28 protein-coding genes are annotated in these 25,049 nt (G+C 37.3%); 8 read left to right on the forward strand and 20 right to left on the reverse strand.

Annotation, left to right across the window (positions count from 1 at the left end):
- Nucleotides 1-36 precede the first annotated feature (36 nt).
- The 4 genes from AC5WOC_RS20460 to AC5WOC_RS20475 form a co-directional block, all read right to left on the reverse strand.
- Nucleotides 37-426, reverse strand: coding sequence for a globin domain-containing protein (locus AC5WOC_RS20460; RefSeq protein ID WP_496057278.1), 390 nt, complete (start codon nt 424-426; stop codon nt 37-39).
- Nucleotides 427-1,062 (reverse strand): pyrophosphatase PpaX, encoded by a 636-nt coding sequence (gene ppaX, locus AC5WOC_RS20465; protein ID WP_496057279.1) that lies wholly within the window; start codon nt 1,060-1,062, stop codon nt 427-429.
- An 87-nt stretch (nt 1,063-1,149) separates the two neighbouring features.
- Complete coding sequence (locus tag AC5WOC_RS20470) at nt 1,150-1,347, reverse strand: hypothetical protein (protein WP_496057280.1); 198 nt, start codon at nt 1,345-1,347, stop codon at nt 1,150-1,152.
- Nucleotides 1,348-1,376: 29 nt separating this feature from the next.
- The gene (locus AC5WOC_RS20475; protein WP_496057281.1) at nt 1,377-2,543 is read right to left on the reverse strand and encodes a cytochrome P450; all 1,167 of its coding nucleotides are present in this window, start codon (nt 2,541-2,543) and stop codon (nt 1,377-1,379) included.
- A gap of 504 nt (nt 2,544-3,047) precedes the next feature.
- Between AC5WOC_RS20475 and AC5WOC_RS20480 the strand changes: the two genes are divergently transcribed.
- From AC5WOC_RS20480 to AC5WOC_RS20500, 5 genes are all read left to right on the forward strand, one after another.
- Complete coding sequence (locus AC5WOC_RS20480; RefSeq protein WP_496057282.1) at nt 3,048-3,437, forward strand: hypothetical protein; 390 nt, start codon at nt 3,048-3,050, stop codon at nt 3,435-3,437.
- A 453-nt stretch (nt 3,438-3,890) separates the two neighbouring features.
- Nucleotides 3,891-5,000 (forward strand): ABC transporter ATP-binding protein, encoded by a 1,110-nt coding sequence (locus AC5WOC_RS20485; RefSeq protein WP_496057283.1) that lies wholly within the window; start codon nt 3,891-3,893, stop codon nt 4,998-5,000.
- Between the two features lie 173 nt (nt 5,001-5,173).
- Nucleotides 5,174-5,545, forward strand: a complete 372-nt coding sequence (locus AC5WOC_RS20490; protein ID WP_496057284.1) for a carboxymuconolactone decarboxylase family protein — start codon at nt 5,174-5,176, stop codon at nt 5,543-5,545.
- A gap of 35 nt (nt 5,546-5,580) precedes the next feature.
- Complete coding sequence (locus AC5WOC_RS20495) at nt 5,581-5,988, forward strand: MerR family transcriptional regulator (protein WP_496057285.1); 408 nt, start codon at nt 5,581-5,583, stop codon at nt 5,986-5,988.
- A 4-nt stretch (nt 5,989-5,992) separates the two neighbouring features.
- The gene (locus AC5WOC_RS20500; RefSeq protein WP_496057331.1) at nt 5,993-6,736 is read left to right on the forward strand and encodes an SDR family oxidoreductase; all 744 of its coding nucleotides are present in this window, start codon (nt 5,993-5,995) and stop codon (nt 6,734-6,736) included.
- 457 nt (nt 6,737-7,193) lie between these two features.
- Here AC5WOC_RS20500 and AC5WOC_RS20505 read toward each other — a convergent pair whose 3' ends face one another.
- Nucleotides 7,194-7,778, reverse strand: coding sequence for a LysE family transporter (locus AC5WOC_RS20505; RefSeq protein WP_496057286.1), 585 nt, complete (start codon nt 7,776-7,778; stop codon nt 7,194-7,196).
- A gap of 109 nt (nt 7,779-7,887) precedes the next feature.
- Here AC5WOC_RS20505 and AC5WOC_RS20510 point away from each other — a divergent pair, with 109 nt between their 5' ends.
- Nucleotides 7,888-8,442, forward strand: coding sequence for a helix-turn-helix domain-containing protein (locus tag AC5WOC_RS20510; protein ID WP_496057287.1), 555 nt, complete (start codon nt 7,888-7,890; stop codon nt 8,440-8,442).
- Nucleotides 8,443-8,581: 139 nt separating this feature from the next.
- On the opposite strand, the gene AC5WOC_RS20515 is transcribed toward AC5WOC_RS20510, so the two are convergent.
- From AC5WOC_RS20515 to AC5WOC_RS20535, 5 genes are all read right to left on the reverse strand, one after another.
- Complete coding sequence (locus AC5WOC_RS20515; protein ID WP_496057288.1) at nt 8,582-9,409, reverse strand: carbohydrate ABC transporter permease; 828 nt, start codon at nt 9,407-9,409, stop codon at nt 8,582-8,584.
- Between the two features lie 12 nt (nt 9,410-9,421).
- Nucleotides 9,422-10,717, reverse strand: a complete 1,296-nt coding sequence (locus tag AC5WOC_RS20520; RefSeq protein WP_496057289.1) for a carbohydrate ABC transporter permease — start codon at nt 10,715-10,717, stop codon at nt 9,422-9,424.
- A gap of 65 nt (nt 10,718-10,782) precedes the next feature.
- Nucleotides 10,783-12,060 carry an ABC transporter substrate-binding protein gene (locus AC5WOC_RS20525; RefSeq protein ID WP_496057332.1) on the reverse strand — a complete coding sequence of 426 codons (1,278 nt, stop codon included), beginning with the start codon at nt 12,058-12,060 and terminating at the stop codon, nt 10,783-10,785.
- Nucleotides 12,061-12,076: 16 nt separating this feature from the next.
- A complete protein-coding gene (locus AC5WOC_RS20530) occupies nt 12,077-13,099 on the reverse strand; it encodes a Gfo/Idh/MocA family protein (RefSeq protein ID WP_496057290.1) in 1,023 nt (340 codons plus the stop codon).
- A gap of 11 nt (nt 13,100-13,110) precedes the next feature.
- Entirely contained in the window at nt 13,111-14,079 is a 969-nt protein-coding gene (locus AC5WOC_RS20535; RefSeq protein WP_496057291.1) for a sugar phosphate isomerase/epimerase family protein, read from the reverse strand.
- A gap of 314 nt (nt 14,080-14,393) precedes the next feature.
- On the opposite strand from AC5WOC_RS20535, the gene AC5WOC_RS20540 reads away from it, so the two are divergent.
- Nucleotides 14,394-15,422 (forward strand): LacI family DNA-binding transcriptional regulator, encoded by a 1,029-nt coding sequence (locus AC5WOC_RS20540; protein ID WP_496057292.1) that lies wholly within the window; start codon nt 14,394-14,396, stop codon nt 15,420-15,422.
- A gap of 114 nt (nt 15,423-15,536) precedes the next feature.
- On the opposite strand, the gene bioC is transcribed toward AC5WOC_RS20540, so the two are convergent.
- The 8 genes from bioC to AC5WOC_RS20580 form a co-directional block, all read right to left on the reverse strand.
- Entirely contained in the window at nt 15,537-16,343 is an 807-nt protein-coding gene (bioC, locus tag AC5WOC_RS20545) for a malonyl-ACP O-methyltransferase BioC (RefSeq protein ID WP_496057293.1), read from the reverse strand.
- Nucleotides 16,330-17,052, reverse strand: coding sequence for an alpha/beta fold hydrolase (locus AC5WOC_RS20550; protein ID WP_496057294.1), 723 nt, complete (start codon nt 17,050-17,052; stop codon nt 16,330-16,332). Before AC5WOC_RS20550 ends, bioC begins: the two co-directional genes overlap by 14 nt.
- Nucleotides 17,045-18,238, reverse strand: a complete 1,194-nt coding sequence (gene bioF / locus AC5WOC_RS20555; RefSeq protein WP_496057295.1) for an 8-amino-7-oxononanoate synthase — start codon at nt 18,236-18,238, stop codon at nt 17,045-17,047. Before bioF ends, AC5WOC_RS20550 begins: the two co-directional genes overlap by 8 nt.
- Complete coding sequence (gene bioB / locus AC5WOC_RS20560; protein WP_496057296.1) at nt 18,226-19,233, reverse strand: biotin synthase BioB; 1,008 nt, start codon at nt 19,231-19,233, stop codon at nt 18,226-18,228. The genes bioF and bioB overlap by 13 nt, the downstream gene beginning before the upstream one ends.
- Nucleotides 19,233-19,943, reverse strand: a complete 711-nt coding sequence (gene bioD, locus AC5WOC_RS20565; RefSeq protein WP_496057297.1) for a dethiobiotin synthase — start codon at nt 19,941-19,943, stop codon at nt 19,233-19,235. The genes bioB and bioD overlap by 1 nt, the downstream gene beginning before the upstream one ends.
- The gene (bioA, locus tag AC5WOC_RS20570) at nt 19,940-21,289 is read right to left on the reverse strand and encodes an adenosylmethionine--8-amino-7-oxononanoate transaminase (protein ID WP_496057298.1); all 1,350 of its coding nucleotides are present in this window, start codon (nt 21,287-21,289) and stop codon (nt 19,940-19,942) included. Before bioA ends, bioD begins: the two co-directional genes overlap by 4 nt.
- Before the next feature lie 283 nt (nt 21,290-21,572).
- Nucleotides 21,573-22,463 (reverse strand): metallophosphoesterase, encoded by an 891-nt coding sequence (locus AC5WOC_RS20575; RefSeq protein ID WP_496057299.1) that lies wholly within the window; start codon nt 22,461-22,463, stop codon nt 21,573-21,575.
- Nucleotides 22,464-22,574: 111 nt separating this feature from the next.
- Nucleotides 22,575-22,940 carry a hypothetical protein gene (locus AC5WOC_RS20580; RefSeq protein ID WP_496057300.1) on the reverse strand — a complete coding sequence of 122 codons (366 nt, stop codon included), beginning with the start codon at nt 22,938-22,940 and terminating at the stop codon, nt 22,575-22,577.
- An 84-nt stretch (nt 22,941-23,024) separates the two neighbouring features.
- On the opposite strand from AC5WOC_RS20580, the gene AC5WOC_RS20585 reads away from it, so the two are divergent.
- Nucleotides 23,025-23,174: a DUF3885 domain-containing protein gene (locus tag AC5WOC_RS20585; RefSeq protein WP_496057333.1), complete on the forward strand. Its 150-nt coding sequence runs from the start codon at nt 23,025-23,027 to the stop codon at nt 23,172-23,174.
- A 370-nt stretch (nt 23,175-23,544) separates the two neighbouring features.
- Here the strand turns inward: AC5WOC_RS20585 and AC5WOC_RS20590 are convergent, their stop codons facing one another.
- Nucleotides 23,545-23,901 (reverse strand): hypothetical protein, encoded by a 357-nt coding sequence (locus tag AC5WOC_RS20590; protein WP_496057301.1) that lies wholly within the window; start codon nt 23,899-23,901, stop codon nt 23,545-23,547.
- Nucleotides 23,902-24,191: 290 nt separating this feature from the next.
- Nucleotides 24,192-24,833 carry a hypothetical protein gene (locus tag AC5WOC_RS20595; protein ID WP_496057302.1) on the reverse strand — a complete coding sequence of 214 codons (642 nt, stop codon included), beginning with the start codon at nt 24,831-24,833 and terminating at the stop codon, nt 24,192-24,194.
- Nucleotides 24,834-25,049: the final 216 nt, after the last annotated feature.

Consider the following 25,049-nt stretch of genomic DNA (forward strand, 5'->3'; position numbering starts at 1 on the left):
CAACTCCTATATGAAGCAAAATGTATGGAATTTTTGTTAGCTTTCCTCTTCTTGATTTATCATATGGTATGCGGTCATCACGAGTCGAGACCACATTTCTTCCCTTATATTCTCTTCAATCCCTACTTTGTCGAGGGTTGCTGCCATACAAGATAACCAAGCTTCAGCTGTATGATGGTGTATAGGAAAAGGCAGATGTCTTGCTCGCAAACGAGGATGCCCGCGTCTAGCTGTATACAACGGCGGACCTCCAAAAAATTGACTGAGAAATAGAAATTGTTTTTCCTTGGTGTCGCTCAGATCTTTTGGAAATAAAGGATGTAATTCTGGATGTTTTTGTACAAGTGAATAAAAAATGTCTACTATTTTTCGGATTGTTTTTTCTCCGCCTATTTTCTCATAAATAGAATTTGTACCATTGTCCATTTAATATAACCCCATCGATATAAGTTCACGAATATCTTCAATCCAATAAGTTGGGTGGTGGCGTTGAATATCTTCTCCATGTAAGCTCCATGAAACACCAACGGAGTCAATTCCAGCTCGCTGGGCTGCCATAATATCGTAACGGCTATCTCCAACCATCAACGTTTCATTTGCTGTAACATTTAGTTTTTCCAAAGCCTTGAAAAGCATATCTGGATGCGGTTTATTTCTGCCTGCTTCATCCGCACAGATGATCACTTTCATCCATTTATCCATATCAAAGAGCCGTAAACCTTGTTCTACAGCTACTCTTCGTTTGTTAGAAATGACACCCATTGTGATACTTTGTTCAAATAATGTTTGTAAGCAGTCCAATACATGTGGGAATTGTTTTACATAATGATCATGTTGCGTTTCATTAAATAGTCGATACGTTGCCACCATTTCCTCAGCTTGATTTGGATCAAAAAAATGCATTTGATCAACTAAAGGCTCGCCCATGATCGGTAAAACATCTTCACGTGTAAATTTGTCAGGGCAGTGTTTATCAAATGTATGTTCAAAAGAAGCTAAAATCAATTCGTTGGTATCAATTAATGTTCCATCCAAGTCAAATAGAATAGTGGAATATTTCATGGGAAAATCACCTCTTTCTAATGGTACTATAAAATTCATGTGGTTTACATTCTACTTTCATCTGATTGCTCTTTATTTATCAATATTTTATATAAGATTGGCGAACAGCTCGAATTGTTCTGCGGAACGAGCAATCTCTATGTCAAAGGCTACATAGAAGTAAGTAATTTTTAATTTTGTTGCTAATAGAAAAACTGCACCTTCATTTGTTAGGGTGTCTAACAGTGGAAAGTGCAGTTCATTCTCATCTATTTTTAATATATTCGTCGGTTGGCAAGGCAGCAAGGTGCACTCTCAGATGGAGTGTCATATTTCTATCTTTTCTGGAAAATTACAGGTAACTCCTTGATGGAGAACATGAGAGCAGTTTGATTCATCGTTAGTGGTCCATCAAACTTTAATTGAAATTGTTTGAACCGTTCAAACAAAATTCTCAGTACAATGTTTGCCTCTAAACGAGCTAAAGGGGCTCCAATACAAAAATGAACTCCATGTCCAAACGTGGTATGTCTCAAATTGGTTCGATGAATATCAAATTGATCGGGATTTTCAAACACGGATTCATCATGGTTGGCGGAGCCTATCCAAGTATTGACAAGGTCGCCTTTTTTAATCAATTGTCCTCGTAGTTGAATATCTTTGGTAGCGATTCGGGTGGTATATAGAATAGGTGAGCGATATCGCAATACTTCCTCGATTGCTTTTGCAATATCTTTTGGATGTTGGTAGAGATGTTCTTGCATTTTAGGATTTTCCATGAAGATAAACAGGGAATTACTAATCAGGTTGGTAGTGGTTTCATTTCCAGCTATTAATAAAGTGATACAAAAAGCTAATAACTCTTTTGTAGACAATTTTCCGCCATCTATTTCTGCTTGTACGAGATGAGAGATCAGATCATTTGTGGGATTCTCTTGACGTGTTGCAATCATTTCTATAAAATATTGACTCATCTCTTGCTGAACTTGGAGATAACCTTCGATTCCACCTTCTACTTCTGATGGTTGTTTGACAAAGATAGTAGACCAATATTTAAATTTTTCTCGATCTTTATAGGGGACTCCTAACATTTTTGCAATAACTTGGATGGGTACTGGAGTTGCTAAATCCTTTACGATATCCATCTCACCTTGGTCAGTGACTTGATCTAGTAATTCATTGGTGATCTCTTCAATCCAAGGTTTCATATCTTCAATTGCTTTTGGCGTAAAAGCTTTGGACACTAATGAACGAAGTTTCGTATGATAAGGCGGATCATTAACCTGCAAAGCATCTGTTAACGGACTTTCTTCTACTTTAGGAAGATATTCCGCGGAAAAATTTTCATAATCGCCTAATACGCTCTGTACATCATCATAACGAAAAACATGCCATGTACCTTTTGAACCAAAAAAGTGTACAAAATCCGCATCGTAAACGACAGGGCTTTCCGTAATCATTGTTTTAAACCAAGGAAAGGGATTATTAATAGAATGTTTCAAACTAGTTCCTCCAAATTTCAAAATTTTATCTTTATATTCTATTATAAATTAATATTCTAAAAGAAATAAATAAAAAGTTTTTAACTAGAAATAACAGTGATAGTAAACTTTTGCATTATAATTGTTTTGTTATTAAAAATAATTTTTCTGGGAGTTGTGAAATTAACGATTTCCTGAATCTTTATAAATACTGGAACTAGTCTTTATAACTGCTGAATAGCCAATCAAATAAGTAAAAAGAACCTCCTCAGTTGAGGAGATTTGGTTTTTTCGTTTCCTTTAAAATATTTATGCAACTTGGTCTTTCTATTTGATCGAAAAATTGATAAATTAAACCATGAGACAGATGAAGCATACTCTTGAAAATGACTATTTTTCATGAAAAAACCAACACATACCAAATAAATTATAATAACTATTATTTCAAAAATAATATTAATTCATCTGTAATGAAATAAATTGTATGGGCTTACATCTTTGACGTGAAAAAGGGAGAATGGAAGTATGGTTAAATTGATTACAGTCTTTAAAAATATTGGGAACCTAGATGCTCTACTAAAACATTATACTGAGGAAATTTATCCTGTCATTCATAAAATGCCCGGGATTATTTGTACAGATGTAACAATTATCTCTCATATTAGTCCTGATATTTCAAAAGAATTAAATGGATTTGAACTTATGATGGAAACTCATTTTGAATCTGAAGAAGTAATACAAGGGCTTATTTTTTCCGATCTAGGCAGTGAAATGATGACAAGGGCAACAAAAGTTACCCCCTGTGAAGTATCGTTGTTTATGGGAAAAGAAAAAAGGTTTACTGGTGAAATGACAGATAGCTTACGCAAGACTATAGCACGGATTGGCTATGAAGTGGCTGATTTAACAGAATAAGTTATCCCAAAAAATTACATACTCTCATCAAAAGAGCAGGCTCTTCTAGCATAGAATCTGCTCTTTTGATTGATGAATTTTAAATTCAATTGTGATTCCTTAGATAGTTTAGCATTCGCTTCTAATGGAGATGAGGAAGGTCTAAATCATTTTTTATAACATTGCGAGCGAAAAAACTCAAAGTTTAAATCGTGGGATGAAAGCGAGCATCAGAATATTTTTTGTTCTTTCGTAAGTTTGACTATTTTTCAGATAAGCTTGACAAATAACGAACATACGATCTATCATTTCATTTTTTGCCTTATATAGGTACAGTTGACATAAAATATTTAAAAAGAGATAAATAATTCTTGAGGTATAAGGAGATTTTGATTATGCTATAAGTAGGATCGATAATAGAAAATTAACCAAATCTACTCTATTAATCTGAAAAGTGAAGAGAGGTTTTCATCTGTGTCTGGAGTGCGTTTAAATAACATCTACAAACGTTATGGAGATACTACCACCATTAATAATTTGGATTTGGAAATAAAAGATAAAGAATTCCTCGTATTAGTAGGGCCATCAGGATGTGGAAAAACGACAACACTTCGAATGATTGCGGGATTAGAGGAAATTACTGAAGGACAACTCTATATTGGCGATCGTCTTGTTAATGATGTACATCCAAAAGATAGAGATATCGCCATGGTTTTTCAAAGCTATGCATTATATCCCCATATGACTTGCTATGAAAATATGTCCTTTGGACTGCGCTTGAAAAAAACGCCAAAAAACGAAATTGATCAAAAAGTACGTGAAGCGGCAAAAATTTTAGATATTGAGCATTTATTAGATCGCAAACCGAAAGCGCTTTCAGGTGGCCAGCGTCAACGGGTAGCTTTGGGCAGGGCAATTGTACGTGAACCTTCTGTGTTTTTAATGGATGAACCGCTTTCTAATCTAGATGCCAAACTGCGTGTACAAATGCGTACAGAAATCAGTAAATTGCATCAGCGGCTTCAAACGACGGTTATTTATGTAACTCATGATCAAACAGAAGCAATGACAATGGGATCAAGAATTGTTGTGATGAAAGATGGTGTTATCCAACAAATCGATACACCAACGGAAATTTACCAACGTCCTGCGAATCAATTTGTTGCTAGTTTTATAGGTTCTCCAGCTATGAATTTTGTTCTTGGTAAATTGCGCGAAGAAGGATCAGCGCTGTTTTTTGATACTGTAAATGGGAGTGTGAAGTTTCCAGAGGGACGCTCATCAGTTTTACGAGAAAAAGACTATATTGGGAGAGAAGTCGTGCTTGGTATTCGACCAGAGGTGCTTCACGATGAGCTGGTTGTAATGGAGACATTAAAAGATAGTATTATTCAAGCTAATATAGATGTAGTAGAAAATATGGGTTCAGAAATGTTCCTGTATGTAAACGGCTTTGGAACGGATTCATTGACTGCTAGAGTGAATGCTCGAAATCATTTTACTCCAAATACGGTAATTCAACTTGCGATCGATATGAATAAGACACACGTCTTTGATAAGGAGACAGAAGAGAGAATTATATAGTTAGAAATGAAAACCCTTCGATTGAGGGTTTTTTTCTTTGTTATTATCAGAATATACATAATAAATTTTCTTCGTATAGAAGGCTTGCATTAGAGTGAACTCTAAGGTGTATAGTTGCACCATAACCAAGTACGAACATAAACAACATGATGAAACAGAGGGAGACGATGAAAATGGTAGAAGAAACAAGATTTGAGCGCGGATTAGCAAAGTTAGCAGAAGTGGATGGACAAGCAGGAAATGATGTAGTAAGTCCATTGGGAGATTTGGGTAAATATATTGTGGAGTTTGCTTTTGGAGATATCTATAGTCGAGAAGGATTGAGTTTAAGAGAACGAGAGATCGCTACGATTGCAATGCTGACAGTGTTAGCAGGAAGAGAACCTCAGTTGAAAGTGCATATTGGCGGTGGATTAAACGTTGGTCTAACACCAGAAGAAATAGAAGAAATAATTATCCAAACTGTTCCATATTCTGGTTTTCCAACAGCAATTAATGCACTGAACACGTTAAAACAAATGCTTACGCAAAAAGAAGAAAAATGAACATTAGATTAAACTCAAAAGTGTATACTAAAGGCATGACTAAATTGTTGACGATCCAAAAGATGTCTCAAATCACTGGTTTAAGTACGCATACATTAAGATATTATGAAAAAATTGGTTTGATCACTTCTATTCAACGAAAGGAGAACGGATATCGTCTTTATTCCGAAGCCGATATTGTATGGGTAGAGTTTCTCAATCGTCTACGTGCGATAGGAATGCCTATTCAACAGATGCAAGAATATGCTGAACTTCGTTTAAAAGGAGAAGAGACAATTACGCAGAGACGAAAGATGCTTGAAGATTACCATCAGCAAGTAGAAGAACATTTAGATGAAGTGAAACAAAATCTAAAAGCGATTCAAGATAAAATTGAGATTTACCACAAAATGGAAGAAAAATATGTGCAATCTATTGCAATTGCTAACGTTGAAAGAGGTTAAGATGATGGAGAAAAAATTGGATGGCAAAATAGCAATCGTAACTGGTGCCGCCAAAGGGATAGGAAGGGAAGTAGCAGCAAGACTTGCCCTGGAAGGTGCAAAGGTTGTGATTAACTATGCCAATAGTGTATCTCAAGCGGAAGAAGCTGTAGCGATGATACAATCCCATGGTGGAGAGGCGATTGCTGTACAAGCAGATATCAGCAAGGTATCCAGCATTGAAAATTTATTTCAGAAAACAATCTCTATCTTTGGGAGATTAGATATCTTGGTTAATAACGCAGGTGTGATGACCAATAAAGCCTTACTACAAGTGACAGAAGAAGATTTTGACAAACAATTTGCTACAAACGTCAAAGGCACCTATTTTGCCATTCAGCAAGCAGCACTCCATATGAACGAGAATGGACGTATCATCAATTTTTCTACTTCGATGGTTGGACAGATGTTTCCAGCATATAGCGTATATGCTGGAACAAAAGGTGCAGTGGAACAATTTACTCGTCAGTTAGCAAAGGAACTGGGTTCTAAAGGAATTACGATTAATGCGGTCGCTCCTGGACCTGTCAACACGGAACTGTTTACTGCAGGGAAAACAGATGAACAAATTAATGCTATTGGCAGCGGGAATGCATTTGGGAGATTGGGAGAACCAGAAGATATCGCGAATATTGTAGCATTTCTAGCAAGTGAAGAATCACAGTGGGTTACAGGGCAAACGATTCGAGTCAATGGTGGATTTATTTAATTGCAAGGGCGGACTGATATAATCAGTTCGCCCTTTTTGAGGTGTTTTATTTTTGTAACCTCAAAAAGTACCCTTTGATTACTTCACAAGGTCATGGGTTTGTTCGAAGAGTTTTCCTTCATGCACAATGAAACCTGTATTCGTAGCATTCGTAACTGCATAAGCATTGACATCAAGTTCGAGGTTGCCACGATGTGTACGAATGTAAAGCTTGTTGTTTTTAGAAACGACACTGTTCTTGGCAAACTTTTAATCTCCTCTAGGTTGTTACCAATGTACTTCAGCGCTTCTACAATAACAGGATTCTTTTTGTACTTATCGCCGCCAAGCGGCGTATAGCGAATCTGAAAGCTACTTGGACGAGCTGGATAAAACTCTCCCTTTACGCCTTGAATAACGAAGTCCCTTGGATTAAGCTGCCCCCCATCCTTGCTTTCCAGCGTAACAAGGAGAACCATCATTCCATAAAAATAGAAACAGAGATATAAACAAGGGATAATGCCATTACAACATTAAAAGGAGTACGATATTTTGTTAAAAAGGATTGGAAAACAGAACCGAATGAGCTCCAGCATAATGTTGATAAAAATCCTGTGAAAGCGACAACGAGAGACAATAGTATGTAACTTATATTCGAATGGAAGAAAGGAAGAATAAAAGTTGTCACTAATGTTATCCCGGATAATATTCCTTTGGGATTAATAAACTGCAACAATATCGCTGTCACATAAATATGATTCTGCTCTTTTTCTTCTTTTTCATTTAGTGTTTTGCTGGTAAGAATTTTATAGGCTAAGTAAAGCATATATAGTCCGCCTAAAATAGTTAGTGCAAATTGAATACTAGGAATTATATTTTGCAGCAAAAGATTGAGATAACAACATGCTAACATAACAAAAAAATATCCGGTCCCAACTCCTAAACAAAACCGAATGGAACGTTTTACGCCGTACTTATTTCCAAAAACCATGCCCATAATGTTGTTTGGTCCAGGTGTGAAGCTCGTGACAAAAAGATAGAGTAAAAAAGATAGTACTGGCATGACCAAGCGCTCCTCGTTGTATGTTATAATGACTAATACAGACACTATAACATACAATACGTTTTATTGTACATATCATGCGTTATATTGTTTTTAAAAGGAGTTTAAGATGGAAGAAATAAACCATATTATTGCGAAAAACCTTAAGACATTTCGAGAAGATAAGAAACTGAGTTTAGAAAAAATGGCAGAACTAACGGGTGTAAGCAAAACAATGATCGGACAGATCGAAAGAGGAGAATCGAGCCCTACTATCAAAACAATTTGGAAAATAGCGAGTGGACTTAAAATTTCGTTTAGTTCCTTAATAAATACTCCTCTGCCAGATACAAAAGTAATCCGAAAAAACGAATTACAAACGTTGACCGAGTGCGATGGGAAATATAGGGTATATTCGAATTTTCCTTTTGAAGATGGAAGGAGATTTGAAATTTATACCGTTGAAATTGAACCAGGGGCATTTGTTCAATCAGAAGCACATTCAGAAGGCACAGAAGAATATATCACTATATTTGATGGGGAATTAACGGTAAGCATAGGTGATGAGAAATTTGTGATTCATTCAGGGGATTCAATCCGCTTTAAAGCAGATCGACCACATGACTATATTAATAATGGACAGGAGCAAACGAATTTAAGCATGATTTTATATTATCCTGCTTAGGGTCATTAGTGGTGATTTCATTTACATGAATGAGAAATCCCATATTAGAATCCTAAGTTCAAAAAGTCTGGAATCAGCGAACAGCTATTTATATAAAGAAACGAACCGATAAAAATAAATATCGGTTCGTAACACGGTTCTATTCTTTCACTGCACCTGAGGTAAGGCCTGCAACGATCCATCTCTGAAAGAACAACACCAATACAATGAGTGGTATGGTGACGATGACGGATGCAGCTGCAATGTCCCCCCATGGAATGATAAATTGCCCTTGGAATAAAGCGATTCCTACTGGAATCGTTTTGTACATTTCTTCAGTATTAATGGTTAGGGCAAAAAGGAATTCATTCCATGCAGCAATGAACACCAAGATTGCAGTTGTAAATGTACCAGGGAGAACGAGTGGAACGATAATTCGATAGAAACGTTGAAAGGCAGAAGCGCCGTCTACTTTTGCTGATTCTTCCAATTCCAAAGGAATTTGTTTATAGTACGTAGTTAAATTCCAAATTGCAAGAGGCAAGGCAAACGTTGTGTAAGGTAGAATCAATCCAAAATAGCTATTGGTCAGATCAAATTTTTGCAGGAACAAAAATAGTGGGGCGATCGTTGCAATTTGTGGAAACATCGAAATAGCGAGGATAACCCCAAGGAGTATATTTTTCCCTCTAAAGTGTAATCTAGCTATCGCATAGGCAGTAAAAGATGCAATAACTAAGCTGAAAGCAGTGGTGATTGTAGAGACAACTGTACTGTTCCATAAATAACGAAGAAATGGTCTCTTTTCATCTGTAAACACATTCATATAGCTTTGCAAACTTGGGTTTGTGGTATAAAACGTAAATGCATGATCCCCAAACAATTCAGCAGGTGGTTTAATGGACGTAATAAATTGCCAAAAGAATGGGAACAGAACAGCGAAGAGAAACAAACAAACAAAAAGGTAAAAAAAGATTTTCTTACGCATGACTGTCCCTCCTTAATGGGATTGATTATTACTCATCACATTCGCACCAAGGAAACGAATGTAGATGATGCTGATGATGGCAATACAGATGAAACCGATTACAGAAAGAGCAGATCCTTCACCAAAATTCATTTGGGAAAACATAACTTTATACGTATAAATAGAAATGGTTTCGGTGGAATTACTGCCTCCTGTGAGAACATAGACGAGGTCGAAAATTTTAAAAGCATCGAGTGTACGAAATAATAGTGTTACTAGTATGGTTGGTTTCAATAAAGGCAAAGTGATACTAAAAAACTGTTGTACCCGAGATGCCCCATCTACATGTGCTGCTTCGTACAAAGAGCCTGATATAGTTTGAAGCCCTGCAAGCAGTAGTAATGTCATAAAAGGTGTAGTCTTCCAAACATCAGCAAAGATGACAGAAAACATCGACCAGAATTTGGATGTAAGAAGTGTTCCCATATCTGGAATAAGTCCAATGGAATGAAAAGCTTTTGCTAATATTCCATTTTGGCCGTCAAACATAAATTTCCACATTAAAGCAGACACAACTGTAGGAATTGCCCAAGGGACAAGTACAGATGCACGTACAATGCCACGTCCGCGAAACTGTCGATTGATCAATAATGCGATAGCTAAACCAAGGATTAATTCTATGCCAACAGAAACAACTGTAAATAGTGTGGTATTCCAAATGGAAAGCCAGAAACGAGTTTGTTTCATCAAATAAATATAATGGTCAAAGCCAACAAAGTTTGGTACGATCACGGTTTGCTGCAATCCCGTTAGTAATCCTAGCATTCCCTGTTTATAGGTATCTTTTACCGTTAAAGCACGCACCTCTTTTTGAAGCGCTTTCAATTCTTGGAGTAAATAAGTAGCAGATTTTTTATTCAGGGAAAATGTGGCTAATGTTTCTGGAACATTTCCATCATTTAATTGGATCGAATCGACTTGGTTATACTGTTTTGCAAAGTTAGCGTCCTGTGCTAGATTTTCTTTGACTGCAACTGCTTGTTGCCTTATTTTATCGAGGGCAGCTGTGTTATTCTTATTTTCGGGTTTTTTACTTGTTCGATCAATCAAGTTGATGAAGATAGGGTACTTTTCAACAAAACCATCCATATCTAGGTTGTAACTTGTATATATATCGTTTTTAGAAGGGTTATTTAGTTCTACATCGTATAAACTTAACCAAAATGTGCGAATAACCGGGTAAACCGCAATGACAAGAATAATGAGAACAGCAGGCAGAATAAACAAGTAAGCAATATTTTTCTCATTTAAGCTTCGTTTGGACTTCAAATCTTTCACCACCTATAGAAGTTGGAGAGCCATGGAGGTGACTCTCCAAGATTTCTATTCCTTCACTACTTTTTCAGGATAGCATTCAATTTCGTCTCTATGTTTTTCACGGTTACTTCAGCAGTTTGTTGTCCAGTCACAGCTTTGGAAAGCTCAATTTGCATTGCGTCGGACAAAGCTGGGTAAACAGGGGATACAGGACGTGGAATTGCTTTGCTAATTCCTTCTATGAAGTTTTTATTTGCATAAAGTGGATTAGATTTTTGCACATCTTTATCATCGAATGATGGAAGATAGGTCGGTGTAGAACCGTATTGTGCTGCGATTTTTTGTCCTTCTGGACCGGTAATAAATTTCAAAAATTCCCAAGCTTCTTTTTTATGCTTCGAATATTTGCTAATACCAGACATCCAGCCGCCTAGAGCAGCTGCAGAACCTTGATCCCCAGCAGGCAGCGGAGCTACACCAATTTTTCCAACGATTTTGGATTGTGTTTTATCTTGTGCAAGGGCATATTGGTATGGCCAGTTACGGATAAATGGAGATTGCCCTTGAATAAATGCAGTATGAGACTCTACTTCTGTAAAGGTAGAGATGTTTTTAGGCACGACATCTGACTGAGCAATTTCCATCATCTTTTTCAAGCCTTTGATTGTTTCCGGGCTGTTAACTACCACATTCCCTTTGCTATCTAAAATTCTACCACCATAAGAACCAGCAAACTCGATGAAATTACATACAAGTCCTTCGTATTGCTTAGCCTGCATGAGGTAACCAAACTGCGTACCGCCTTGCCCTTTTAATTGTTTTGCTTGAGCTAGTAATTCATCCCACGTTTTTGGAGGATTCTTCACTAAATCCGTGCGATAAAATAGAAGACCGGCATCAATAAAACGAGGCATTGCATATTGCTGTCCGTTCACATTCCCAGCTTCAACAGCACCTTGGACATATTTGTCCATTGGGATATTGTCACTTTGAATATAACGATCTAGCGGTTGAAGATAACCAGCTTGTCCAAACTCAGCAGGCCAGATAACATCTAGATCGATAACATCAATTTCACTAGATTTACTACTGAGCATAGTAACGAGTTGATCATGATTTTGTCCTGAATCAGCAGGCATTTCTTTGAAGTGTACTTTGATATTTGGATGGTCTTTTTCAAATGCTTCGATCAATTTTGTTGTACTACCATTTGCATCTTTTCCACGTGCGAATGTTAGGTTAACAACTTCCGATTTCTTTGAATCTTCTGTTGTCGTATTGGAAGAACAAGCAGTGATACCTACGACCAGACTAGCAACAATACCAAGCGATAGAAGTTTTTTCCCTAATTTCATCATGTTTCCTCCATGTCTAGTATGCGATAGGAATAGTCTTTCTCTCTTCACTTGATTGCAATGCAGCTATAACAACTCGCATTGAGTTAAGTCCATCTAATCCTGTAATCGGTACATCTCGGTGATTGATTAAAGCATCGACAAATGCATCGATCACACCACTGTTTAATTGCACTTCATTGGTGGATACAGCATCGACGGTGTGTTTTTCTACTGAACTATCACGGTATTCTACAATCAATGGATATTCAGTATCTGTAATTAATTTCATTGTTCCATTTTCAAAATGAATGACAGTGCTGTTATCTTCTCCTGGAACAAGTGTCCAGCTTGTAGTGATGGTTCCGATTGCTCCAGAACTTGTTTTTGCTACAATGGCAGCATTATCATCTACATCACCAGGTTTTTGTAAGGTAGCAATAAGGGCACTAACCTCCACAATTTTTTCGTTTAACAACCATGTGATGAGATCAATTTTGTGTACGCCCAGATCTCCTAAAGAACCAATAAAAGCTTTCTTTTTGGAGAAAAACCAAGAATTTTCTTTCTCTACACTCCACTGCTCTGGTCCACCATGAGCGAAGGTAGTACGGAAAGTCAATACTTTCCCAAGTCGTCCACTCTCGATGATTTCCTTGGCAATTACATGTGGAGAGAAATAACGCTGATTATAACCAATCATGAGCTGCACTTTATTTTCTTCCGCTGTTTGGATCATTTCTTCTGCTTCTTCCAATGTGATGGACATCGGTTTTTCACAGAGGACATGAAGACCATGTTTCATTGCTGCAATGGAGATCGGAGCATGAAAAGCATTTGGTGTACAAACACTAACCGCGTCTAGTTTTTCATTTTCCAGCAATTTTTTATAGTCATTGTAAGCAGTTCCTCCATAAAGTGTAGAGAATTCTTCTGCTCTTTCTAGTACATCATCGGAAAATGCTATTAGTTTTACATTTGGGTTTTGAGCGTATTCTGGGATATGGCGATGTTTGGCGATACTACCACAGCCAATAACTCCAATACGTAAAGGTTCCATGGTATTCACTCCTAATTCCACCATAAGCTTGGTAATGGTTCTTGTGGGATAACTTGTTTTAAATTGTTTACTGCTTTTTGGAACCCTTCTTCTGCAGAGAAGAATGCATCTTCATGTTCAATGCTCACCACATAGTCATAACCAATTACACGAAGCGTGCTGAGAATGTCGGCCCATGTTTTCAAATCATGACCAAATCCAACAGTACGGAATTGCCATGCACGAGTTTGTAAGTTTTCAAATGGTTGCATGTCTGTAATTCCATACATATTCACATGCTCTTGGTCAATGGAAGTATCTTTTGCATGGAAATGATAAATGGCATTTTCTCTTCCTAAAATTTTAATTGCTGCAACAGGATCAATTCCTTGCCACCACATATGACTTGGATCAAGGTTTGCACCTATCACCTCCCCAACAGCTTCTCGTAATTTCAAAAGAGTAGCAGGAGTATGAACAGAAAAACCACCGTGTAGTTCCAATGCAACTTTCACATTATGGTCTTGAGCAAATTTTCCCGCTTCTTTCCAATAAGGAATAATTTTCTCTTCCCATTGCCATTTTAAAACATCACGGTATTCTGTTGGCCAAGTAACAACAGGCCAGTTTGGGTGTTTTGCATTTTCTTGGTCTCCAGGAGTTCCTGAAAAGCAATTGATTACTGGGACGTCTAATTTTTCTGCCAATTGAACCGTTTGGAGAAATAAGTTATGCGACTCCTCTGCAAAACTACGATCTGGAGTTAGCGGATTCGCATGACAACTGAAGGCACTAATGGTCAACCCTCTATCATCGATTGCTTTTTTAAAAGCGCGTAATTTTGATGCATCCTCTAAAAGTTCTTGAGGATTGCAATGAGCATTGCCTGGATAACCACCAGTGCCAATTTCTACGGCTTCAATGCCTTTTGCTGCGACATGATCGAGCATGTCTTCGAACTTCATTTTGCTAAATAGTACTGTAAAAGTACCGAGTTTCATTTGAACCATCCTTTATAAAATACTGGAAAACGTTTGCACTAAATGTATTTTAATGGAAAAATACATTTGTGATTATGTCCGATTACTTGACACGAAAACAGCAAAAGAAACCGCTTTCATACAGAACAAATAATCAAGAATAACGTTTGCCTTTATCCTACAATAAAAAAATCGATATGAAAACAGTTTTTTTTATGCAATTTCAGGCAAAGATGAATAAATTATATTGAATTATATAAAATTCTATACGATATTTGCATATGAATTCTTATCTGTTAATATAGTAGTGGAAACGTTTGCACAGGAGGTGGATTATGTCTGCTGTAACAATTAAAGATGTGGCTCAGTTAGCAGGAGTTTCGCCTTCGACTGTATCTCGAGTCATCTCCAATCATCCGAGAATCAGCCCTGCGACACAGAAAAAAGTGAGAGATGCAATGAGTAAACTGGATTACCATCCGAATATCATGGCAAAGAGTCTAGTCTCCAAACATACACAGACGATTGGACTAGTTCTTCCATATTCTTCGGATAATCTTTTTATAAATCCTTTTTTTTCTGAAGTTTTAAGAGGAATGTTAGCATATGCAAATAATAAAAAATATGATCTGCTCTTATCTTCAGCTAGAAATCAAAATGAAGAGTTAGAGGCAATCAATCGTATGGTTTTGGGAAAAAGGATAGATGGTGTCATCTTAATGAGTCCAAGTAAAGACGATGCAATCGTAAAAAAATTACTAGAGTATGATTTTCCTTTTGTACTGCTCGGCAGATCGCAAGAATATCCGCATGTTCTATCTGTCAACAATGATAATATTAAGGCTGCTTATGATTTGACAAATTTTCTGTTATCCAAAGGACATCGCAAAATTGGAATTGTAACAGGATCACCTGATCTGGTAGTTTCTGAAGACCGCTTAGAAGGGTTTAAAAAAGCTTTAAAAGAAGCGGCTTGTGTGCTAAATCCCGATTGGATCATCAGTGCTGAGATGTTAGAACAAAATGGATATCACACCATTTCCATGTTGATGAATACGAATCAACGGCCAACTGCGATTTTAGTGATTGATGATATGATCGCAATTCATTTGATCCGGGAATTAGTAGAAGCTGGATTTCGTATCCCGCAGGATGTTTCGATTGCTGGATTTAATAATATTAATATGTCTGATATGAGCAATCCACCCATTACGACGATTGATGTTGGGATTTATCAGTTAGGATATCAGACAGTGCAGCACTTGATCCGAAAGTTAACTGGTGAAAAAGATTTATTAACACAAGTAATTGTTCCGCACCGACTTATTATTAGAGAATCTACGAAGTTGTTGACCGAAGAGTAATTGTTTGCGGACAGCCTCGAAACAAAATTTGATTCTCCATTTATATACAAGTATGTGTCGGGAAACAGGAATGTGTTCACCCGACACAACTATATCAATTGGCAATTCCTGGCATTACTCTTTTTGCCCGTATAAGTAAATTAGATGGTAAGTAGCGAATACTTGAGATTTATGTTGATACTTGTAATTGTACTCCTGCATAACTTTCTGTAGTAGAAGGCGAGTTGCAGAGAGAGTGGAAACTCCTTCACTATAATTTGCACCTGTTGCTTTAATACTTTGTAAAAAACAGCGACTGTTTTTATAGAAGCTTTTTATCTTATTTTCTTCTGTTATCACACAACCTAAGCCTTGTTTTTTTAGCAGTTCTTTCCAAAAAAACCTATCTTGCATCGTTAAATGATGCTGGCTGTGTTCTATTTCCAATTCTACTTCTATTTGATGAAAAAGCGTTGTCAACTCTTGAAAAGTATCTTTTCCAAAAGTAGAAGCTAGAAACAGGCCTTCCGGCCGTAAAAGTTGCAACCAGTATTGCAGTGTTTCACACGGGTGAGAAAACCACTGGATAGTCGCATTGGAAATAATTATATCAAAGGAATGAGTTATGTCTTTCAATCCTTCTTCTGCATCACCGACAATCCATGTAACATTAGGATTACTTAGTTTCATTTTTGCTGTTTCAATCATTTGCGAAGCCAGGTCGATAGCTATTATTTTTGCAGAAGGATAAGTTTGACTGAGTAAGTTTGTTAAATACCCTGTCCCACAGCCAATTTCACAAATGAATTCTACTGGGTGCTTATATTTTTGTAACATCTGGATTAAATGTTCTGCCATTTGTTTTTGAATAATGGCATGTTGGTCATAGGTAGAAGCTGCCCGATTAAATCGACGTGAAACAAACGATTTATTTATGCTCATTATCAAGCTCCCCTTGGATCCATTGATGAAATGCTTCACGCTGTATCCAAAAACTCGCATGACCACATTGTTTCCAAATGCTGCAATTTACAAGGGCTAATTGCTTTTCGAGCTCAGTTGTCATCTCCACAGAACAAATTTGGTCTTTTTCACTAGCGAGCAGTGAGATTGGAATATTTAGTTGTTCATTGGTGAAATGAAAAGATTGTAAGTAATCTAGGCCTGCTTGAAGCATTTCCACATCAAGTTCTTTACCTCGAAATTCTTGATTCCACTTTTGCAAATAACCTGCTTTTTTTTCGAATTTCGTAAACATTTTTTGATCAAATTTCTGTACTACCAAAGATGCATTGGAATACAGCTTTTTTTTCATTTGTTGTAAGATACATGCATCCCAACCAAGACTAGCAGAATCTTGTTTAATAAAACGATTCACACCTGCAATTAAAAATAGATGTTCTATTTTGGATGGAAACTGGGAGGCTAATTGCAAAGCAATCATTGCCCCGAGTGACCAGCCAACAAGTCTAACGGAGGGTGCATCTATTTGTTCTAAGACACGTTTGGAATATTCAAAAATCTGTTCTTTTTTGGTACACATCTCGAATGATAGGCAGTAGTGCCTTGCATTTGGCCAAAATTGATAAAATGGTTCCCATATTTTAGATGGTATCGACCATCCTGAAATCCAAAGAAATGCTTTATTCATCGAGTAATCCACACTCTTTTCCTACACTGATAACTATTTGAAGTGCCTTCTCTAAATCTTCCTTTTGGTGATGTGCCATTAAAGAAAATCGAATTCGTGCTTTACCTAGTGGAACGGTTGGCGGCCGAATAGCAACTGCTAGTACTCCTAACTCTTGCAATCGCTCGCTAAATTTTAAGGTCATATCGTTTTTTCCTATTACAATAGGAATGATTTGGGAGTAAGACCCGGCAGTCTTAAAACCAGCTCGACACAAAGCATCACGAAAATATTTACTTTTGGTTGAAAGGCTCTGCCTGGAAAGGGCGCTATCTTTGACCAATTGCAATGATTCTCGTATTGCGGCAATTACGATAGGGGGCAGTGCGGTTGTATAAATAAAACTGCGGCAAGTATGTATGAGATACTGAATCCATTCTGCTTTACCAGCAAGAAAAGCACCATAGACACCAAAAGATTTACTAAAAGTCCCCATTTTGAGTTCCACATGATCTGCAACACCCAATTCATGGGCAAGTCCCTTTCCGAATGGTCCCATCACACCAGTACTATGTGCTTCGTCTAGTAACAGTACTGCTCCATATTTTTCTTTTAAATGAATAATGTCATAAAGCGGAGCAATATCCCCATCCATACTGAATACCGCATCTGTCACAATTAACTTTCTTCTATGTCCTTTGTTATCGGCCAGCTGTAACAGTTTTTCTAAATGTTTCATGTCGTTATGACGATATCGGTATGAAGCAGCACCACTGAGCTTTATTCCATCTACAATGCTTGCATGGTTATATTGATCACTAAATACTGCATCTCGATTACTTAAAAACGCAGACAATATCCCTGTATTGGCCATATAACCAGAACCAAAAACCAGAGAATTTTCTGTTTCTTGCCAATCCGCTATTTCTGATTCTAACTGTTCTATATGACTGTTATGACCTGCAATCAAGCGAGAAGATGGTGATCCAGCACCAAATGACACAGCGTTTTGCATTGCATCGATAAGTCGTGAATGATTTGCTAATCCCAAATAGTTATTGGATGAAAGATTAATCATTTTTTTACCTTGACAGTAACAAATCGGTTTATCTGCTTGAGATAATACTTTCAGCTCACGCTTCAATCCTCTATTTGTTAACTGATCTAACTCTAGCTGAATCCAATTATCCCAGTTCATAGAGCGCATTGTTCGATTTCAAAGCCAAGATCTTCAATCATTTGATGATCCAAATAAGATGCTTGCCCCTCTGTTGTAAGATAATCACCTACAAAAATAGCATTAGCTGGATAGAGAGATAAGGGTTGCAACTGTCTAAGATTTACTTCTCTTCCTCCAGATACACGGATTTCTTTACTAGGATTAATAAAACGCACGAGCACCAATACTTTTAGGCAGTAAAGAGGATTTAAGTTTTTCATATTTTCTAGCGGGGTTCCCGGAATCGAATTCAAAAAATTCACTGGAATAGAATCTGCATCTAAATCACGTAATGCATAAGCAGTTTGCACTACTTGTTCCGTTGTTTCCCCCATACCTACAATAAGTCCAGAACAAGGGGACATCCCAGCTTTTTTGACCATCTCTACTGTTTGCACTCGATGATCATAATTATGGGTAGTTGTAATTACGTCGAAATGATCTTTATTTGTATTGATATTGTGATTATAACGATCTACACCAGCATCTTTTAAACGAGCAGCTTGATCATTTCGTAAAATACCTAAACATGCACATACCTTCATTTTAAAATCTTTTTTTATTTCTTTTACTGCTTGAATAACTTCTTCTAATTCATTTTCAGTCGGTCCACGTCCACTTGCAACAATACAATAAGTGCCTGCTTGACGTGCCAGTGCTTCTTTTGCCCCAGAAATAATCACGTCTTTTTTTAGCATGTTATATTTTTCAATCGGAGCAGTAGAGACAATCGATTGAGAGCAATAACCACAATCCTCTGGGCATAAACCGCTCTTTGTATTAATAATCATATTGAGTTTTACTTTTTTGCCAAAGTAATGCCTTCTAACTCGAAAAGCAGCTTGCAATAACGGCATTAATTGATCATCATCTGCGTTTAGAATGGATAGTCCTTCTTCCATTGATAATCGTTCGCCATTTAAAGCTTTATCTGCATACTTCTCCCAAAGGAGATTGCTTGTTTTTTGAATTTGTTTACTCATTATATCCTCCAACCCAAATGAAAAATTAATTTTGGTATATCTACGTACTGCTGAATTATTTGTTGTAAAATATCTGATTCAATGGTTTCTTTTATCCAAGGAACAGTCCCTAACACAGGAACAGATGACATTTGTTCAATAAATTTAGCATTATGTGGTACACTCAAATCTTGTTCACTTTCTTTTAAACCATTTAAAATAACGCCACTTGGAACTAATCCGTACTGACGGGCTGCTAATGCAGTTAAGACAGTATGATTCACTGTACCTAGAAGAGGGCGGGCAACAATAATCATTGGCCAACCAATGTCTCGTGCTAAATCTGCCATTGTGTAGTGTTCTAGAATTGGAACCAACAAACCGCCTGCACCTTCAACCAAAACGACATCATACTTTTTTTGTATTTCTTTTAGCCGCTCCAATATTTTTGCTGGGTCTATTGTTACGCCATTTAATTCGGAGGCTAACTGAGGGGCTACAGGATCATCAAAACTATATAAAACAATATTTTCTATTGCTTGTTCCAATTTTGCCAACGTTTTTAATCGCATACCATCACTTTCAGGTGAATACAGCTTATGGCCGCTTTGAATCGGCTTCAAGATGCCTGCTCGAAGTCCGTAAGAGCGAAAGACGAGCGCTAGTCCAGCAGTTATAATGGTTTTTCCTACCTCGGTTCCTGTTGCTGTAACAAACACTCCCTTACTCATGCCTCTGTAACCTCTTGAATCGCTTGACATAAACGTTGCAGCATCTCTTTTATTTCGTGTTCTGATGATATGAGAGGGGGCAGAAAAGTAATCACTGGACCTAGTGGACGTGTGATTAACCCGAGTTCTTTAGCACGATGGCAAACTCGTTCACCAATTACTTCTTCAATGGAGTATTGATCTTTCGTCATTTTGTCTTTTACGAGTTCGATGCCCGCCATCAAGCCTATTTGTCGTACTTCACCAACGTGTGTCAAATTTTGCAGTTTCAATAGCTCATTGGCAAGCAATTTACTAGTTGTTTGTACATGTTCGAGCAGATTTTCTTTTTCATACAGATCTAAATTAGCAAGAGCTACTGCACATCCCAATTGATTGCCTGTATAGGAATGACCATGGAAGAACGTTTTCCCTTCTGTTTGATCAGCATAAAATGCATCATATATTTCGTTCGAGGTGAGCGTTGCCGCAACAGGTAAGTAACCTCCTGTTAATTTTTTCCCAACCATCATAATATCTGGTTCGATTGATTCATGCTCACAAGCAAACATTTTCCCTGTACGACCAAACCCAGTTGCAACTTCATCTGCCAGTAGTAAAACATCGTATTTCCGGCACAATTTTTCTACTTCAGCAAGATAACCATCTGGCATAACTATGATCCCGCCGGCTCCTTGTACCATTGGCTCTAATATTAAGCCAGCTAGTTGTTCTGCTTTCTCTTCTAATATTTGCCGAAGTTCAATGAGACACGCTTCCTTGCATTCCATCATGGACCCAGAAAAACGGTATGGATAAGGATAGGATAGTTTTTCTGTTGGAAAAAGCAATCGATCAAAAGCATGATGAAAAGTATCAATTCCTCCAACACTTACAGCTCCTACCGTATCTCCATGATATGCATTTCGCAGGCTTAGAAACTTATTCTTCTGTGGTTTCCCTCGATGCTTCCAATAGAGAAAAGCGATTTTAAGACCAATTTCTACTGCTGTAGCTCCACTATCGGAGTAAAATACTTTTTGTAAGCTTGGAGGAGTTAGCTGAACTAATTTTTCAGCTAATAAGATAGATGGGACATTTGACATACCAAGTAAGGTGGAGTGAGCGATATTTTCCAGTTGACTCACAATAGCTTCATTTAACTCTTGTTTGTTATGGCCAAAGACATTTAGCCAAACAGAGGCGTTGCCATCATAATATTCATTTCCACGTACATCGAACAGTTTCACACCTTCACCGCGCTCAATAATTAATGGCTCACTTTCTAGATAATTCTTCATTTGTGTAAATGGATTCCATAAATATTTCTTGTTTTTTTCCAATAACTCCGTATATTTAACTGACAAAGATACACCTCTTTCTGATTGTAAACCGAATATATTTTTAAGTTTACAATAAATCTTCGTTAAGTATACCAGAAACCTATAATTGGTTGGAAGCCAAAAAAAGTTGCCAGAATCCATAAAAGCTGTATCCTTTAAAAGGTGGAGTTATCATATTTGAGAACAAACAAGTACATGTAAATAGTTATTCGTGTAATTGCAAAAAAAGGTTATAAATGAAGTTCGGAATATAAAATTCAGTAAAAATGTATTCAAAAAGCGAGATTATCTCTCGCTTCGTAGCGTTTTATTCGGATTGTGATTTTAATGTGATTATCGTTAGTTCAGGTTTACAATGAAAACGAATAGGCATGCGAGTCATTCCAATGCCTCTTGTCGTGTACACTTGATACTCGCTATTTTTAACTCTATTTAAACCATAGGGATATTTACTTGAGTGGGGTGGTGTATAGAGAGCCCCTGCAAAAGGAATTCGGACTTGTCCGCCGTGGCTATGCCCGGATAATTGTAAGTCAATGGGATAACGATAAAATTCATCCGCGAAATCAGGCTCATGGGATAGAAGTATCACGCAATTATCTTCTGGAATACCACGTAAAGAGGCCTCGATATCTGCATCTCCAACCCAAGGATCATCAATTCCAGCGATATAGAGATTGTTTGTCTTTCTTTTTAATGAGATGTGTTTATTTACTAATAGTTCAAATCCAGCTTTCTTCAAAACATGTTTCACGGACTGCTGGTTCGACCAATTATCATGGTTGCCAAAGACAGCATATTTCCCATACGGAGCTTCTAATTGAGAGAGCAGTTTTGTTGTTTTTTTGAGATTGTTTGGCTCCTTATCAAATAAATCCCCTGTAAAACAAATACAGTCGGGAACTTCATTTTGAATGGCGTAGATAAGTGGAGAAAGATCGTCTATCTCAAGATGAAAGCCCAAATGAAGATCACTAAAGTGACAAATAGTGAAGTTATGAAAACTCGAAGGTAAGTTGCGGAGAGTAATATCGACTTTGGTTGTTTCCAGTTGGTATGGCTCAATCCAACGGGAATATGCACTAGTTAAACCAGTGATGCCTATTAATCCAGATAAAAAATAAAAACTGCGTTTGATAAAGTCTCTTCTATTTATGTGAAGTTTGGCTGTTTCGTTAATGGCTTGTTTTTGAATCATTCTATGTCATACCTCGCTTTAGTAACCTACTCTATGCTATGAATGTTACAAGCGTATTACGACACAAAATCTAAAAAATGGTAATTTTTAACAAGTGAGAAATTCAGCGTGCTATAAAGTAGAGTAAGGATCAATTTCCTTGATGATAAAGGGTTTTATTTCATGAATCAATAAATCAAAACAATCATCTTCTACTTTGCTATTATCTAACTGGTTCTCATTCAAATAATCTAGCATGAGCTCTATAAAAGCAGTTACATTCTTTAAATTTGATAATTTCCAAGCGAAATAATAAGGGAAACTAGATACCTCTTTTTGAAATCGTTTTAAATTCGCTGCAGTAATTGTTGCAAGCTGAAATACATGGGGGATTTCAACAATTGCAAGATATCCAACTGTATCATTAGGAGAAAAGGGTTTATCCAATATGTGTTTTTTCTTTTCCATGTAGTAGGTGAATCTTTCGATGTCGCTCATTCTTTTATCCTCCGATTCGTCCTGCGGTTGCTATATTGGAAAGACTATCATAACTAGTAGTAGAGTGATAGATCATACTTTCATATTGGTAAAGGAATCATTTTTTTCATTTACGATGATCGAGGATGTGATATGATTGCAAGTTCAAAGAGTTCTTTAGAAACAATACATAACATATATTTAAATTGGATTTTGGAATACGATAGAAAAAGAATCGATATTATTTTCAATTAGTTGCATCAATTATGATTTGATGATATAATTTCTTTTTGGTAGTAACTAGTAATACATGAAAGCAGAGAAAGTTCTAGTATTGGAAGCCCAATTCATTTGGCGCGGTCATCGGAGCCGCAAAGATGAAAGAGAGGCAGGGCTTTTGTCGTTTTGAGTTTTCCATGCAAGTTTTCTATAATGAAGTTTCTTTGTTTCTAAAAACAGTTCACCATATAAAAAACCACACAAACGATGTGTGGTTTTTCCTATTCTTATAAGAAACGTATAAAGACCTCTTATTTCCATTTTTCAGTAAATGTTTTGCTTATCGGATGGAGTATAGTTGAGCGTTTAATGATTGAAGCATATGCATTATGTTTACGGTTACATATTAAGAACTTTCTTTTTGCAGCTGCGCATAATAGGTTTGTTCGTGTCCCACAAACCAGTGAAAGTTACATTTGCTTGAGATGAGAAAACGTTTAATTAATTTCATCGTTTCTGGCTTTTGCAGTGCTTCTTCTACAGCATCTTCGGAGGAAAATGATATTTGAATTTGATAAAAGAGATTGCGTAGAGGTGTTCGGTCATATTCATTATAGGGTGTGGATTTTAATTGTACACAGTTAATCTTCTCAATACCTGGTATGCGTAGAGATGCAGGGGCAATTTTTTTCTCATAGTAGTCAATCGTGGCTTTAAAATCAGTTTCTGGGGTAAGTTCCAATATAAGCGTTATAATATACATATGAACGACCTTTCTTGATGTAATTAAATGATATACTCCCATCTACAAAAGTATTCTCTTCGTTTATTTTATTTTCCTACTTGAAATGTAATTTATTTTGTATTTAAAAAATTATATCATTATCCGATTGAAGATATTGGAGTTGCTATTGTTTTGTGGGTATTATTACGAAAATTTCATGTTTTTTATGTATATTGGAAAATTAATCAGCAGATGAAAATGGACGGGCAGCGAATGGGATTCACTGCCCGCGACCACACAAAGCAGATATGCCTTGTGAGTTGTCAGTCTCACTGCTCAAGCAGCTCGCGAGCCGCCTTGAGGTGACCCCCGAGAACAGGGCTCGACAGACAGTCAAGCCAGAGCTCAATCTTCTGGTTTTCCTTTGATTTCAGCTTGCGCTGAGCCTTGAAGAGCTCAGCGCTCACTTCTTCCATGTTCTTCGTTCGGATGTGGATGACATTCATCTTGTCACATCCCTCACCGATTTCGTTGAACAGGGCATTCAGCGTTTTGTAGCCGTTGCTGTCGGTGTACCTCGGCGTTTCCGACTTCAGAACACTGAACTCAATGCACAGCTTGATCACTTCCAGCATCGTGGAAGAAAGCTTGGCAAAAGCTTCTGCCAGCCGAATTCGGTCCTGGACAGGCAGTTCCTTGTTCATGTGATATTCGTACTGACGGAAACGGAAGCGCTCGTTGAACAGCGTGAGTGCCTGGAGGAAGCGGACTCGCTGGTAGATCGTCAGCTCCATGTAGATCGTCAGCAGTGACTGGAGATCCTTGACACTGAAACTGTCGACGAAGCTTTCCATCACGCTGGTTGCCTCTGCACGGTCGCCCTCGGGAAGCTCCTCAATGAAGCCTTCCATCTCCTGCTTACGAATCTCGGTCGAGTCAATGAACTTCCGAAGCACAGACTTGATGCTCACGGTACATACTCCTTGTGTGGTCGCTTTTACCTTAATTTTATTGTAAGGAAGTTAACCGGTATTTTCAATAAATGAGAGATAAATGATAAGAATTTTCTGTGCAGGAATATACTATTTCCTTTTTTGAGGAATGCGTAAGGGACAAATTAAATTTATTTATACCATGAATGGATCATTTGAAAATGGATGGGCAACAGAATGATCTGCTGCCCGTGA

It is taken from the genome of Shimazuella sp. NTD247 (genome assembly GCF_059510415.1).